General features: G+C 66.9%; 15 protein-coding genes. 6 read left to right on the top strand and 9 right to left on the bottom strand.

The annotated features are described in order from the left end of the window. Positions 1–29: 29 nt before the first annotated feature. Positions 30–866 carry a transglutaminase-like domain-containing protein gene (locus ASD86_RS03345; RefSeq protein ID WP_082578003.1) on the top strand — a complete coding sequence of 279 codons (837 nt, stop codon included), beginning with the start codon at positions 30–32 and terminating at the stop codon, positions 864–866. A gap of 13 nt (positions 867–879) precedes the next feature. Here the strand turns inward: ASD86_RS03345 and ASD86_RS03340 are convergent, their stop codons facing one another. After that, positions 880–1,338 carry a hypothetical protein gene (locus ASD86_RS03340; protein ID WP_056106774.1) on the bottom strand — a complete coding sequence of 153 codons (459 nt, stop codon included), beginning with the start codon at positions 1,336–1,338 and terminating at the stop codon, positions 880–882. Positions 1,339–1,553: 215 nt separating this feature from the next. Here ASD86_RS03340 and ASD86_RS03335 point away from each other — a divergent pair, with 215 nt between their 5' ends. Both ASD86_RS03335 and ASD86_RS03330 read left to right on the top strand, forming a co-directional pair. Further along, a complete protein-coding gene (locus tag ASD86_RS03335) occupies positions 1,554–1,880 on the top strand; it encodes a hypothetical protein (protein WP_056106772.1) in 327 nt (108 codons plus the stop codon). Positions 1,881–2,128: 248 nt separating this feature from the next. Then, positions 2,129–2,470, top strand: coding sequence for a cupin domain-containing protein (locus ASD86_RS03330; protein ID WP_056106770.1), 342 nt, complete (start codon positions 2,129–2,131; stop codon positions 2,468–2,470). Positions 2,471–2,627: 157 nt separating this feature from the next. Here ASD86_RS03330 and ASD86_RS03325 read toward each other — a convergent pair whose 3' ends face one another. From ASD86_RS03325 to ASD86_RS03310, 4 genes are all read right to left on the bottom strand, one after another. Continuing rightward, the gene (locus ASD86_RS03325) at positions 2,628–4,001 is read right to left on the bottom strand and encodes an ATP-binding protein (protein ID WP_056106768.1); all 1,374 of its coding nucleotides are present in this window, start codon (positions 3,999–4,001) and stop codon (positions 2,628–2,630) included. Continuing rightward, positions 3,988–4,698: a response regulator transcription factor gene (locus tag ASD86_RS03320; RefSeq protein ID WP_056106766.1), complete on the bottom strand. Its 711-nt coding sequence runs from the start codon at positions 4,696–4,698 to the stop codon at positions 3,988–3,990. The genes ASD86_RS03325 and ASD86_RS03320 overlap by 14 nt, the downstream gene beginning before the upstream one ends. A 37-nt stretch (positions 4,699–4,735) precedes the next feature. After that, a complete protein-coding gene (locus ASD86_RS03315) occupies positions 4,736–5,539 on the bottom strand; it encodes a MipA/OmpV family protein (protein WP_056106764.1) in 804 nt (267 codons plus the stop codon). Positions 5,540–5,746: 207 nt separating this feature from the next. Then, complete coding sequence (locus ASD86_RS03310; RefSeq protein ID WP_056106761.1) at positions 5,747–6,010, bottom strand: hypothetical protein; 264 nt, start codon at positions 6,008–6,010, stop codon at positions 5,747–5,749. A gap of 653 nt (positions 6,011–6,663) precedes the next feature. Between ASD86_RS03310 and ASD86_RS03305 the strand changes: the two genes are divergently transcribed. After that, entirely contained in the window at positions 6,664–7,167 is a 504-nt protein-coding gene (locus ASD86_RS03305) for a hypothetical protein (protein WP_157476071.1), read from the top strand. A 369-nt stretch (positions 7,168–7,536) separates the two neighbouring features. On the opposite strand, the gene ASD86_RS27175 is transcribed toward ASD86_RS03305, so the two are convergent. Further along, positions 7,537–7,725, bottom strand: coding sequence for a hypothetical protein (locus tag ASD86_RS27175; protein WP_162253603.1), 189 nt, complete (start codon positions 7,723–7,725; stop codon positions 7,537–7,539). 24 nt (positions 7,726–7,749) lie between these two features. Between ASD86_RS27175 and ASD86_RS03300 the strand changes: the two genes are divergently transcribed. Continuing rightward, positions 7,750–10,389, top strand: a complete 2,640-nt coding sequence (locus tag ASD86_RS03300) for a protein kinase (RefSeq protein ID WP_255357252.1) — start codon at positions 7,750–7,752, stop codon at positions 10,387–10,389. Between the two features lie 141 nt (positions 10,390–10,530). Here the strand turns inward: ASD86_RS03300 and ASD86_RS03295 are convergent, their stop codons facing one another. From ASD86_RS03295 to ASD86_RS03285, 3 genes are all read right to left on the bottom strand, one after another. Beyond that, positions 10,531–11,295 (bottom strand): LytTR family DNA-binding domain-containing protein, encoded by a 765-nt coding sequence (locus tag ASD86_RS03295; RefSeq protein WP_056106755.1) that lies wholly within the window; start codon positions 11,293–11,295, stop codon positions 10,531–10,533. After that, positions 11,292–12,389: a histidine kinase gene (locus ASD86_RS03290; protein WP_200957173.1), complete on the bottom strand. Its 1,098-nt coding sequence runs from the start codon at positions 12,387–12,389 to the stop codon at positions 11,292–11,294. The genes ASD86_RS03295 and ASD86_RS03290 overlap by 4 nt, the downstream gene beginning before the upstream one ends. Positions 12,390–12,461: 72 nt before the next feature. Further along, the gene (locus tag ASD86_RS03285; RefSeq protein ID WP_056106753.1) at positions 12,462–12,995 is read right to left on the bottom strand and encodes a hypothetical protein; all 534 of its coding nucleotides are present in this window, start codon (positions 12,993–12,995) and stop codon (positions 12,462–12,464) included. A gap of 317 nt (positions 12,996–13,312) precedes the next feature. Between ASD86_RS03285 and ASD86_RS03280 the strand changes: the two genes are divergently transcribed. Then, positions 13,313–14,488, top strand: coding sequence for an acyltransferase (locus ASD86_RS03280; protein WP_255357251.1), 1,176 nt, complete (start codon positions 13,313–13,315; stop codon positions 14,486–14,488). Positions 14,489–14,557 lie beyond the last annotated feature (69 nt).

Here is a 14,557-nt window from a genome sequence, read left to right as displayed (position 1 = left end):
AGATAACCAGAACGCTGGGAAGACGGTGCATGAAATCGAAACGAATTCTGCTATGCGCGTGGCTGCTCCTGTGTTCAGGCTGGGTGCGCGAAGCCGACGCCGCGGATAGCGCCGCGTCCGAGCTCGAGCTCAAGGCGCAGATCCAGGCGGTGTTGGTGCCGTCGCCGTACCGGCTGTCGCCGGCGGCGCGTCACGGCACCATCCGTTACCGGCTCGGCGAGCGCGATGGAGCGGTGGGCTGGTTGTGGCCGCGGACCGGCGAGCAATCCGCGGTGCGCAGGTCCGATGGGCTGGAGGTGACCGTCTGTAAGGATTGCGGCGGCGAAACCGCGCCCGACGCGCAAGCGCTGAGGAGTTACCTCGCGCCCACGCCGTGGTTGCAAAGCGACGACCGCGCGGTGGCGGGTTTCGCCCGTGCCGCCGGAGGCGGCAGCGTCGACGCACGCATGCGCCGCCTGGTTGCGGCGGTGCAGGCGCATCTATCCGGACCCGTGGTCTACAGCGGTTACCACAGCGCGCGCGAAGCCTTGGCGCGGCGCGAAGGCGATTGCACCGAGTACGCGCTGTTGCTCGCCGCGGCCGCACGGGCGCGCGGCATACCGACTCGGGTGGTCGCCGGCCTGGCCTACGGCAGTCGCTTCGTCGGCCGCACTAACGCGTTCGGGCCGCATATGTGGGTGCAGGCCTGGAACGGGGAACGCTGGGTCAGTTACGACGCCGGTATGGGCGAATTCGACGCCGGCCACCTTGCGTTGGTGGTCGGCGATGGCGATCCGGACAGTCTGCGCGGAGCGATGCAGGCCATCGCCGGCCTGCGTATCGAGGATGCGTTCGGGGTATTGGACGAGGACCGCGCCGCGAACTGAGTGTCGCGAGCGCCTATTCGCGCGGCGGCGGGTCGCGCCGCATCGGCAACTCCGGCAGCTCGTGATCCTCGTCGATCCATTCGGCTTCGTCGGGCCGGCTGATGCCGCCGACGAACACCATCCGCAGGTCGGGCTCGACCTGCGTCTCGGGCGCTACCGGCGTTTGCCTCTGCGACGCGGCATTGGGCGAAGTCAGGGGCGCGGCCTGCGACGATGCGGCTGCTGCATTGGCGTCCACCGAAGTGGCTGCGGCTGGCGCGGCGATCGCCAGGGCCAAGGCCGTGCCCATCGCCAATCGATACGAAACGCAGATCGGGCCGCCGGCTTGCCGCAACAATGCCGCGCGCTCGGCATCGCTGTTCGCGTCCAGGCAATACACGGTCTTGCCGCACTGGCCGCAGTGGCCGTCGATGCGGCTGCGGGCCGTCGCGTCGAGCGGGCAGGGTTGGTCGATCCTGGGATAGCGGGCCATGGCGGGTCCTTTGCGCCGGATGATGGCTATTTGTAGCACGGCCCACGGCTTGGGTCGCGTGGACTGGCGGCCGGTGCACGGTGCGGCCGCGCGCGGCGCCGGTGTGGGAGAGTTCGCTCTAAATCGCCGTACTTCGGCCATCAGTGAACTACGATTGTGGAGCGCATTCGTCGGCGACGCAGCTCCCGCGCCAGCCATCCATGGACAGGCCCAGCATGAAGATCCCCATCAGAAGAACCATCATCGTCAACGGCAGCGAGTGGGACTTCGGTCGACACATTCACGATGCGGCACTGATCGGCGATACGGTGATCGTGACGTTCCTGCCCGACGAAGGAGAACCCTCCATTCTCGCGCTCGACCTGGATCGCACCGTGCTTTGGAGCGATCTCGACCTGGCGCATTTCCCACGCGACGACGACCATCTGGTGATGTACAGCATCGCGGGCGAGGATCCTTTGAGCTTCTATCTCGATGTGGGCTATATCGCCCGGGTCGATGTAAAGACCGGTGCGTTACTCGAGATGCAGTTCGTCAAGTGAGGCTGGAAGGCGATTGAGCTGACGGCGTTCTTAGGTCCGGCTGGCGTCCGGCGTCAGCCTTGAACGCGACGTCCGCCCATGCGCGGCGGATTGCCAGAATGCAAAAAATCCTCTGTTCCGATCGTGGCGGCCGAACATGGTCCAGACCGGCCATGAAAAACCTCCGCGCGCTTCTTCACATCCCCTGCGTGCGGCGTTAACGTCGCGCCGCGCATTCTGGCCGCGATCCACGATCGATGGAGTCGGGCATGAAGCACAAGCGATTCCGTTTCGGGAAGGGCTTTCGGGTTGCGTTTCAGGTGCGTCGGGTGCAGGCGGCGGAGATGGTCATCGCGCCGGGCGACAGCGAGGGCGGGCCCGACAATCGCCATCGCGGCGCGGACCAGTGGCTGTATGTGGTCGCGGGCAGTGGTGTGGCGATCGTCGAAGGCCATCGCCAGCGGCTCGGGCCCGGCAGTTTGATCGTGATCGAACGCGGTGAGCGGCATGAGATACGAAACACTGGCCGGACCGCGCTGAAGACGGTGAATTTTTATTCGCCGCCGGCCTATGACGACGAAGGCGAGCCGCTGTCGGCGGGGAAGAAGTAGGGCTGGGGATCGCGGCAGCCGGCATTGCCGGATGGACGCAAGCCACGACCGTAAGGCGCGCGAGTGAATATCGCGGGCCGAATGATGGCAAGCTCGTGTCGTCGACAATCCCGCATGCTTTCCGAATCGCGGCGTTGCGCATCAGTCGCGAGGTCCGCTAATCCAGCGCTCCATCCGTCACAGTCGTCACGACGAAGCGCGCGCCAGTCGCGCTCGCGCCCGCACCCGCATCTTCGTAGCGAATCCGCCAACCATGCGCCCGGCAGATCTCCTCGCAGATCGCCAGGCCGAGCCCGGCGCCGTCGCTGTTCTGTTTGTCGGCGCGCCAGAACCGTTCGAACAGGTGCGGGATGTTCTCGGGCGCCACGCCGCGTCCTTGGTCTTGCACCCAGAAGCCGTCCGGCTCGACCCGCACGTGCACGGTCGAGCCGGGAGGCGAGTGATGCAATGCGTTTTCGAGCAGGTTCTTCGCCAGCACGAATACCGCGCCGCGGTCCGCTTCGACTGCGTTGTCGCTGGCTGCGCCGTCCAGCCGCAGCGACACCCCGCGTTGCGCGGCCAGGCGCTGCAGATAATCGACGGCCTCGCCGATCTCGGTCTGCAGTTGCACAGGTTCGAAGCGGTAGTTATGGCCTTCGCTGACTTCGGCCAGATGCAACAGTTGATGCACGATGCGCGCCATCTGCGCGGTGTCGCGCAGCAGCGCGTTCTTGTCGGCGGCGCCGCCCAGTTCGATCTCGGCCTGTAGCAGCGCCAGCGGGGTCTTGAGTTCGTGCGCGGCCGAGGCCAGGAAATCCTGCTGCACGCGGAAGCCGCGCTCCAGCCGGCCCAGGGCGGAGTTGAAGGCGTCGATCAGCGGCACGATTTCGTTCGGCACGCCCGTGGTGCGCAGGCGTTCGGACATGTTGCCCGGTTCCAGCCGCGCGGCCACCGCCGATGCGCGCCGCAGCGGCCGGACCATGCGACGGATCGTGAAGTAGACCACCAGGGCGAAGGTGCACAAGGCGAACCCCGCCGTGACCATCGCGCCGCGCAGGAATTTCTCGCCGGCGAAGGTGTTGAGCGTGACGACGAGGCGCTCGCTGCGGGCGATGCGGATGAGATAGCGATGGCCTTCGCGCGTCGCATGGAGTTCGCCGACCTGCAAGCGCACCGTCGCGTCGCCGCCGGGCAAGGTGAGCGCGCGCGCGCCGCGCGGCGCCGCGCGCAGACCTGCGAGCGCGGGGCCGTCGATGCTTCGGGCAACTTCATCGCCCGCATCGTTCAATACGAGGTAGGCGGCATCCTTGGTCATGGCGTCGTAGGTAGCCGCGTCGTAATGATCGAGCACGACGCGGGCGCGTCCGCCCGCATCGACCCGGAATGCTTCCTCGATATCGCCAAGTTCGCCGCGCAGTTCCGCGCGCACCATGCTGGCGGGCGAGGCGGGCCAGAACTGCAGCCAGACGAACGCCGCGGCCGCGATCGCGGCCGCGAGCAGCCCGCCCAGGCTGGCGAGCATCAGCCGCGCGGTGAGGCTACGCGGCAGCATCGCCGGCCTTCAACGCGTAGCCGTAACTGCGCAGGTTGACCAGGGCCAGGTCGGCGTCGATCGCGGCGAGTTTCTTGCGCAAGCGGTGCAGGGCGACGTCGAACGCGTTCGGCGTGACCGCTTCGCCGACGCCCCAGGCGGCCGCTTCCAGGGTCGCCCGGCGCACCGCCTGACCGCCGGCGCGCAACAGGCAGATCATGATCTGCAGCTCCGCCGGCGCCAGGCTCACGTGCTGGTCGCCGCACAGCATGTGGCCGGCTTCGGGTTGCACGCTGACGCCGTGGTACGACAGCCGCGTGTCGCTGATCTGCGCCGGCCGGCGCATCAGGGCGCGCACGCGCGCGATCAGTTCCTCCATGGCGAAGGGCTTGGCGAGGTAGTCGTCGGCGCCCGCGTCCAATCCGTCGACGCGATCGCGCAAGGCATCGCGCGCGGTCAGCATCAGGCACGGCGTCAGCATCCGCGCGTCGCGCATGCGCCGCACCAGGCCGAGCCCGTCGCCGTCGGGCATGCCGCGATCGATCACCGCGACCGCGTATTCGCGCTCGCCGATGCCGTGCCAGGCCGATTCGAGCGTGGCGAAGGTGTCGACCGCGATGCCCGCGCCGACCAGGCCGCGCGTCACCAGATCGGCCAGGCGCGCGTGGTCTTCGACCAGCGCGATCCGGTGATGCAGTTTGCGGGTGCTTGGCGACATGGGCTTTCCGACAGGGGCGTGGGCGACGCTCGATAGCTCAGAAACCGCGGCTGATGCCGATCTTGAGGCCGGCCTCGCCGCTGACGTCGGGATCGATCAGCGGGCTGTCCTTGATCTCGTCGGGCAGGAGCTTGTAGTCGATCGATCCGAACAACCGCCATTTCTCGCCGAGCGGCCGCAACAGCGCCACGCCGACTTGCGGAATGACCGCCGATCCCGGCCGGTACAGGGTCACGCCGCGCGCGACCTCGCTGTCCAGGGTGCCGTAATAGTAGTTCGCCAGGTCCTTGGACAGCCAACGCGCGCCGATGCTGGGTACCAGCGTGGTGCGGCCGAGATGAACGGGGTAGGCGTAGTCGGCGGCGAGTTCGTAGCCGTCGTGGGTGTCGCTGGCATCGGCCAATGCACGCAGTTTGAATTCTCCCGCGCGTCCCTTCCAACTGGCGGCGAGGCCGACATCGAAGCCGTCGTCGCGATCGTCGAGCAGATCGGCGTCGACGCCGTTCGCCGCCAACTCGCGGCGGCCGAGGTCGTCGATGTCGAAGCCGTCGAAACGGCCGGACACGATGACGTCGAGGTTGAAGACATCGCCGCGCAAGGCATGCACGCCGCCCGACAAGCCGCGCCAGAACAGGCGCTCGCCTTCATAGCCGATCAGCGGAAACGGCCGCGCGCGCACATCCTCGCCGGCATAGGGACTGTCGTTGACCGACAGCGCCAGGCCGAGATCCCAGCGATCGTCGACCTCCTCGGCGAGCAGGTCGCCGCTGCTGGTCGCGGATTGCGCCATCGCCATCGAGGGCGCGGCGAACAACAAGGCGAGCGGGAAGAACTTCAGCATGGTCCGGACTCATGGGGGGAGGGGCGCGCAGTGTTGCCGGCGCCTTCTTACTGCGGACTTACGCTGAGGGCGCGCGCGATCGACGATTCAGGATCGAACGCGGCGCCGCGCATGCGCCATGCATCGCCACCGAGCGAGCATGAAAAAGGCGGGGCCCATGCCTGGGCCCCGCCTCGAATAGCCACGTCGGTCGGACGCGAGAAATCCTTACATCTCCACGATCGGACCACCCGGGTCCGGCGCCGGCGGGCAACCCTGGCTCTGGCTGCAGATTCCGACCAGGCGCCAGTTGGCGCCGCGGCATTGGTACAGGTAGCCCGGATCGACCGGGTGATCGTACGCGACCTGGAACAACTCGCCTTCGTGCGCCAGCGTGCATTCGTAGGTCGGTTCCGCGGCGGCCGGCATGGCCGACACCATCGCACCCACGAACACCGCCAACACGGCGCCTTTTGCAATCCATCCCTTCATGCTTTATCCCTCCGTTGAAAGCCGCCCCGGTCGTTCCCCTCATCGGTCGGACAGCACGCGCAACCCTCGCGTATCGCGATGACGCGACCCCTCCAGAAGCGGCGGCGGCCTCCGGAATTATCGGGAAAGGCGACGCTAGCACAGGATGTGTGCCACTCGTACTTGCCGGGCACTGCGACCAAGGTTCAATGGACCCGCCCAGTCCGGTTCGCGCGGCGGTCCGGCTGGCCATGCGGGCGTGTTCGTCCAAGGCGGACGAGCGAGGCCGGAACCGCGGTTTCGCAAGCAAGCGATGCTCAACGCATTCGGTTCTTCGGCATCGTTGCGATTGGTCTGTGCCGTTGCGTTGGCCTGGCCTTTGGACCTGTTCGCATAGTTCCTGGCGATAGCCGGGTTTGCGTCCGATCCGTACTCGGCGGCCGGAGATCTTTCATGGGGCACTTCCGCGATCGCGACGACGGCGGCGACCGGATCGACTCATCGTGTTCTGATCGCGGCCGCGTCGTTCGGCCAGCGTTCCTTCGACCTGCGTTGGCCTGGGATGCCGCCTGTGGTTTGACATCGGTCGGGGTTGTGATCACATAGGTTCGCGCCTGAGCGGCGCTGGCGTGCAGCCCAGCTTGCTGCTCGGCTCGACAGGGGGATCAGGGATGATGAACAAACGCTTCGCCGCCATCGCGCTGCTTGCGCTGCTGCCCGCCACCGGATCGGCGTGCAGAATGTACATGTCGCCGGAATTTTACCCACGCGCCGCCACGCAGGTTACGAAAAATCCGCCGCGGCTCCAGGTGCGCAAGGTCAATTTCGTCCCGCAGGTCAGAAGCGACAGCACTTGCGACGGAATCGGCTTCATCACCATCGAACTGTCCGGTCCGACTTCTCGCGACATCGACAGCTATGGCGTCTTCATCCGCGAGCAGGCGGGCGGTAACGGCGAGGCGCCGTTGCCCACCCATCCCATCACGCCCAGACGCGCGGAAAACGGCGCCGCCACCCTTCACTGGGCCTGGACCAGCCTCTCCGCGGATGCCGACGGAGAGGTTCGCTGGAGGCTGGAGCTGGTTCCGGTATCGCGTTCGGGGATGCTGGGTACGCCGATACCTTTATGCGTGGCGTCCGACGACTCTTGCCCACCGCTTGCGGGCGATCGACCCTGAGTTCGCAGCGATGCTGTCGACGCTTGGGCGTCGGCGCGGGTAGCGAAGAAACAGTCTGGAAACGGCCGTCGCGATAAGGTCAGGCCCGATTCCAGCGCGCCGCTGTGGAGGCATGGGCAGGGCCGGAACTTCGAACAGATACGAGGATGACGATGCTGGTGCATTCGCGGAGCGAATCGTTCGGCAGCCGGCGCATGCGGTTGTTCCCGCAATCCAAGGCCGCGCTCTTCAAAGAGCAATAAGCTGCACGCAGTTTCGTTCGTGTTACGCGATCCCGATAGTTACTACGTCATGGTCAGCGCGCTCGCCGCGTCGCGGGAAACACCTGATTAGGCGCACGCCGCCCGGCGGCCGGATGCGATCGAAGCGCTAGACTCCGCCCATGGCCGGCAGGCCGATGGAAAGGAGTTCATCGCCATGACGCCCGAGCAACTGAGTCGGATCGAAGAAATCTTCCACGCCGCCAGCACCCAGCCGCCCGATCGGCGCGCCGAGTTCGTTTGCGCGGCTGACGCCGATACCCAGGTGCGCGATACGGTGCTGCGTCTGCTGCGGCATGCGCAGGACACCGGGGACGACGCGATGCCGGACTCGCTCGCGTACCGGCTCGGAAATCTGTGGTCGGTGCCGGCGCCGGGACATCGCATCGGTTCGTACCGGCTGTTGAGCGAGTTGGGCGCCGGCGGCATGGGCACGGTGTTCCTGGCCGAGCGCGATGTCGGCGGTACCGCGCAGCGGGTCGCGCTGAAGTTGCTGCACGGCGTGCCGACGCTCGCCGAGCGGCGTCGGATGCGGCGCGAGCGCGCCTTGCTGGCCGGGCTCAATCATCCGCGGATCGCCAAGCATCTGGACGGCGGCGAAACCGAGCAGGGCCAGCCCTTCCTGGTCATGGACTATGTCGAGGGGCGGACGCTGCCCGACTACATCGCCTCGCAAACTTTCGATCTGGGTCGGCGCCTGGAGTTGTTCCGGCAGTTGTGCATGGCCGTGCAACACGCGCACCAGCGCCTGATCCTGCATCGCGACATCAAACCGTCCAACGTGATCGTGCGCGACGACGGTTCGCCGGTGCTGCTCGATTTCGGCGTCGGCAAGCTGATCGGCGAAAACCTCGGCGACAATGCGACCGTCACCGTCGCGTTCACTCCGGGCTACGGCGCGCCGGAACAGCGCCGCGGCGAGGAAGCGACCACGTCGACCGACGTGTTCGGCCTGGGCACGGTGCTGTTCGATCTGTTGACCGGGGCCAGGCTGTCGACGCTTAGAAAAGGCGACGCGCACGTGCCGGCGCCGAGCGTTCACGCCGAGGATCGCGCGCGCCGCCTCGTCCCGCGCGGCGATCTCGATCGCATCGTGCTCAAGGCCTGCGCGGAACGGCCGGAGGACCGCTACGCGACGGCGACGGCCTTGGCCGACGACATCGCCGCTTACCTCGAAGGCCGGCCGATCTCGGCCGCGCCGGATCGGCTCGGCTATCGCCTGAGCCGATTCGTCGGCCGGCACCGGTTGGGCTGCGCGGTCGGGGTCGGTGCGCTGGTGTTGATCGGCGCGTTCGTGGTACGGCTCGATGTCGAGCGTCAGCGTTCGCGCGCGGCCGAGATCGCCGCCGAACGCGAGGCGCGCAATGCGCATGCCTCGCGCGACTTCCTGGTCTCGGTGCTCGGCGCCAGCGATCCGTCCCAGGCGCGCGGCAAGCCGATCACGGTCGCCTCGCTGCTGAGCGCGGCGACGCAGAAGCTGGCCAGGAATCCGCCCGAGGATCGCGTCACCCGCGCCATCGCCTGGCTCACCGTGGCCGAGATCTACGCCAGCGTCAACGATCCGCAACCGGGCCTGCGCGCGTCCGATGTCGCGTTGTCGTTGCTCGACGGTCGCGATCCCGCCGGCGCCGAGTTGCGCGCCCGTGCCTTGAGCGCGCGCGGAAAGGTGTTGATGCAACTGGACCGGCATCGCGAGGCGCTGGCTACGATGAAGCAGATGGTCGAACTGCGCGAGCGGTTTAATGCAGGCCCTGTCGAGATGGCGAGAGCCTATGCGGACTATGGAGCCACCGCCCAGAAAGTCTTCGATATGGAAGCCGCCGGTCGCCATATGCGTCGCGGTCTGACCTATCTCGATCAAGCCGGGGTCGGCGATTCGCCCGAGCGCGCCTCGCTGTTAATCGGTTTACTCGATATTTCGGCGACCAAGAACGAAATCGCACAAGCGCAGGCCTATTTGCAGCAATCCGAGAGAGCCGCGAAGGCATCGTTGGGGCCGGACGATCCGCTCTGGTTTTCGCTGCACAATAGCGCAGCGCGGCTGCGTTACGTCCAGGAACGCCCGTTGGAACAGCGCTGGCATACGCGGCGTGCGCTTGAAATCGCTCATCGTATCTATGGCGAGAACAGCCGGCTGACCGCAGACGCGGAGACGGCGATGGCGTTGACACTCGTCCCGGAAGGAGATGGGCATAACGTCTCCGACCACCTGCGACGAGCACGCTCGATCATGAAGCGCCTTGGGCTTGATGAGCGCAGCCTGGCCGATGGCGATGTCACATTGGCCATCCATTATTTCGAAAGAGGTGATTCCGCGCGCGCTCTGGTGCTTCTAGACGACGCGATCGCGCGTCTTCCCGAGGATGAACCCGGCATGGCCCAGGCGATCGTCAATGCCCATGCGATTCGCGCCAACGTGATGTTCGACCTTGGGCGCACGGCCGAATCCACCACCGCAATCGAACGGGCGCTGAGTCTGGCGAAGCGACTCAGGGGCGAACGCTCCGCGAAATACGCCTGGGTGGCGTATTTACATGCCCAGATGTTGATGGAACAGGGACGGCTCGATGAGAGCGAACGTTTCCTGGAGATCGGCCGCGCCGGCTACGCGCGGCATTTTCCTGGAAAACTGAGTGTTGGATCCATGTTCGCGACGACCGATTCGATGCTGGCGAAAAAACGCGGCGACCTGGCTGGAGCACGCCTGCACATAGAGGCTGCCTTGGGGTATAGCGAAAGAATCCAAGCCGACGATCTGCAATTGGCGCGTATTCGAATCGAAGCGGCGGAGATTTATGCACTCAGCGGCGATGTGGTTCGGGCGCGTGCTTTGCTACGCCAAGGACTTCCGGAATTGGAGCGCCGCGCGCCGCCGAACGACGAGGATCTCGCCGATGCACGCAAACTGGCGGTCAAGCTCGGTCGTGACAGGTTTGTCGGAAGTGCCGCTGCGGCGCGCTAATTCAGCGCGGCGAACTTCGTCAGCGACAGCCGCGAACGGAACACCGGATGATGCGTGAGTGGTTCGCAGTTGCCGGGAGGTTGCACGAGACTTTCGCGACGATGGCTAATCCAGGTTCGACTTGCCGCCGGAATCCGGCAACTACGATTCCGGGTCCGGCTCACCACGCAACCGCCCGAGCAAGGGCTCGATGTAGGTGCGGCTCGCGCGCAGCGGCGTGCCGCTGCGCAATCGCAGCATGGCGTCGCGGTTGGCCAGCGGCTGCAGCTCGGTGACGCAGTCGATGCGGACGATCGCGGAGCGATGCACGCGCATGAACAGCGCGGGGTCGAGACGCTCGCACAGCCGCTGCAGCGATTCGCGCAGCAGATGCGTCTTGTCGCCGGCATGCAGGGTGGCGTAGTCGCCGTCGGCCTCGATCCATTCCACCTCGCTGGCGGCGAGGTAGACGGTCTTGCGTCCCACGCGCACGCAGAAGCGGGTCAGCCAGCGGCTGGGCGCGTTCGGCTCGGCGGCCGCGGGCGCCGGCGGCATCGACGTTCGCCACGCCAGCGCCTGGCGCGCGCGATCGAGCGCTTCGGCGAAGCGTTCGTCGTCGATGGGCTTGAGCAGGTAGTCGACGGCCCGCAGCTCGAAGGCCCGCACGGCGAAGCTCTCGTAAGCGGTCAACAGGATCGCCATCGGGCGCTCGTGCGCGGGCAGGGCGGCGAGCACATCGAGTCCGGACAGCCCGGGCATGCGCACGTCGATGAACACCAGGTCGGGCCGCAGCTCGCGCAAACCGGAGAGCGCGGCGGCGCCATCGCCGTATTCGCCGACCACCGCCACATCGGCCTGCCGTGCAAGCCGCACGATCACGCCGCTGCGGGCCAGCGGTTCGTCGTCGATCACCACGACGCGGATCATGCGGAGGTGTCCTGCGCGCTGGACGCCTCACGAAACGGCAGACTCACCCGCACCTCGAAACCGCCGTCCGCGCGCGGACCCGCCTCGAAGCCGTGTTCGCCGGGGTAAAGTTTTTCCAGGCGCTCCTGGATATTGCGCAGGCCGATGGCGCTGGCGCGCGGCGCGGCATCGGCCGATGACGTCGGTTCGGTGTCGTTGCTTAGGCGCAGGCATAGCCGGTCGCCCTCGCGGGCGATGCGGATATCGAGTTCGCCGGCGGCGGTGCGGCGCGCGATGCCGTGATGGATGGCGTTCTCGACCAGCGGTTGCAGCAGCAGGCAGGGCACGCGTGCGCGCAGCAGATCCGGCCCCAGCTGCCATTTCAGGCGCAGGCGCTCGCCGAGGCGCGCTTTCTCGATCTCCAGATAGGTCTCGGTCAAGGCCAATTCGTCAGCCAAGGCGACCTCATGGCCCTGCGATCCATCCAGGGTGGCGCGCAGGAAGTCGCCGAGCCGGACGATCATGTCGCTGGCTTCGCGATTGCGGTTCTCGGCCACCAAGGCCGAGATGGCGTTGAGCGTGTTGAACAGGAAGTGCGGGCGCAGTTGATAACGCAGCGCGCGCAATTCCGCGTCGCGCACCAGCGCGGTCATATGCAGGCGCCGGTGCTGTTCCTGTTTCAGCTGGGCGTAGTACGCCACCACTGCGTGGATCGCGCAGAACGCGATCAAGGCCAGCCAGCAGCCATCGAGGCCGCTGAACAGTCCGGTCCATTCGAAATCCGATGCCGACTCCCAGCCGGCGATCACCGCCAGCGCGGCGCCGAGGGCGTTGTTCGCGAGCGACATCAGATAAGTCGTCGCCAGCAGCACGAAGGCCATGGCCCACAGCGGCGTGCGCCGGCGCCACAACGCGCGCTGCAACGCGGTCAGCGGCACGACCCACATCAGGAACGCGAGCAGGTACAAGGTCCGGTAGGCGGTGGCGTGGCCGTGGCCCAGCACCGGCAGGGCCATCACGATCAGGCACAGGCCGATCGGCAGGCCCGCCAGGACGGGCAGCCAGAACGGCGGCGACGACAGCGGTTCGATGTCGCTATCCCCGGCTTGTTTCATCGACTCGGTGTCCCGGCGGCTGGGTTTGAAATCATGATGCCATCAAGCCCGCCGATCCAGGCGGCAACCGCATCATCGACCGCCGCTCGCCTTGCGCGACGGACGCATGGACCAGATCACCGAAGCGATCCGCCAGCCCTGGTCGGTGCGCAGCAACTGCCAGCTTTCCTGGCCATGATGGCTTTCGACGCCCGCGACCACGAACCGGTAGTCGAAAGCGACCGATGCGATATCGCCGTCGCTGTCGATGCGGATGCGGTCGAAGGTTTCCTCGATCCGCTTGGGGTCGTTGACGATGCTGTCGATGAAGCTCAGATAGGTGCTGTCCGGATTGAAGCGGGTCTTGGCCGCCCGCGGGTGCTGCTTGCGGATCCGTTCAACCATCTCGTCGCTGTCGACCGATTGCCAGGTGACCGGCGCGGGCACGAACAGCGCGACGAAGCGTGGTTTGTCCTTTTCGACGATGGACACCCGGAACGCTTCGATCACCGAGCGGATGCCCGCCTCGTGCTGGCGCGACGGCGGTTCTGCGTTGGTGGACGCGGAAGTGGACGCGGATGCGGGCAGCGACAGCAGGCAGGCGAGCAGAATCGACAACGCTTTCATCCGAACCTCGACAGGTTGCAAGGGTGCAGCGGACTGTAAGCGCCGCGCGCCGTGGCGGGCGCGCGCACTGCGGCCAGCCGGTGGCTGGATGCGGCGAACCGGGCACGAGGCGGCGCTGCCCGCAGCGCCGGGCGTTTCGAAAACGCAGCCACCGCTTCGCCGCGACCCGCGCACGATTCGGCGACGCGCCGATTCACAACCGCGCCGGGTCCGTTACAGTTCCGGTTTGATTCCTGCACAGGACGGCCCACGTGGCGGACGCACCCCTCGACGCAGCACGCCTGCAAACGCCGGAGCCGGCCGGCGAGGCGACGCGCCTGCCCGGACTCGATCTGCTGCGGGCGATCGCCGTGGTCTGGGTGATGCTGTTTCATTCCTACGTGGTCGGCGGCCTGGGCGAGGACTACGCCTGGCTGTCGCGCTACGGCTGGATGGGTGTCGACCTGTTCTTCGTGCTCAGCGGCTATCTGATCGGCTCGCAGGTGCTGGCGCCGCTCGCGCGTGGCGAGCGCCTGTCGTTCGGCGGTTTCTATCTGCGTCGCGCGTTCCGCATCCTGCCGGCGTTCCTGGCGGTATTGGCGATCTACATGTGGGTGCCGGGATTCCGCGAAGCGCCGGGCCTGGAGCCGGCATGGAAGTTCCTGAGCTTCACCCTCAATCTGCTGATCGACTACGGCGACAACAAGGCGTTCTCGCACGCCTGGTCGCTGTGCGTGGAAGAGCATTTCTATCTGGTGTTCCCGCTGCTTGCGTGGTGGCTGACGCGGCGGCCTTCGAAGGCGGCGTTCGTCGCGATCTGCATCGGCGTGGTGCTGGCCGGGGTGGCCTTGCGCGCCGGTGTCTGGCTGCACGATGCCGCGGTCGAAGGGCCGGTCGACGCGGCGCGGCGCAACTGGTTCGTCGAGGACATTTATTACCCGACCTGGAACCGGCTCGACGGCTTGCTCGCGGGCGTCGTGTTGGCGACGCTCAAGACGTTCCGCCCGCACACGTGGCGGCGCGCGCAGGCTCACGCCAACATCGCCTTATTGCTCGGATTGGGTGTGGTCGCGCTTGCGTTCGAGCTGTTTCACGTTCGCACCGGCTTGCTCGGCAATGCGATCGGCTGGCCGGTGCTGTCGGCCGGCCTGGGCTTGCTGGTGTTCGCCGGCGCCAGCCGCGGCAGTTGGATCGGGCGCTGGGCGATTCCCGGGGCCGGTTGGCTCGCGGCTGCGTCGTACAGCCTGTACCTGGTGCATAAGGCGATGTTCCATGTGGTCGACGAGGCGTTCGGCGAGGTATTGGCCGGGCGCGGCATCGTTGCCTTCGCCGCCTTTGGCGTCGCCGCGTTGGCAGCCGCCGCGCTGTTGCACTACGGCGTGGAGCGGCCGTTCCTGCGGCTGCGCGATCGGCTGCTGGCCCGCAGACGCGCGGCGGCGCACATCGATCGGCGTGACGATCAAGCGGCGTCGGTCGCATCCAACCCGGCTTGCGCGCCGGAACGGTCGCTGTAATTCTGGCCGCGGGCCTTGAGCGGTTGTCGCCGCAGAAGCGGATCGGCCGCGACGCGTTGACGATCGGCC

The organism is Lysobacter sp. Root690, from assembly GCF_001427785.1.
Classification (GTDB): Bacteria; Pseudomonadota; Gammaproteobacteria; order Xanthomonadales; family Xanthomonadaceae; genus Lysobacter.
This window is presented reverse-complemented; position numbering and strand designations above follow the sequence as displayed.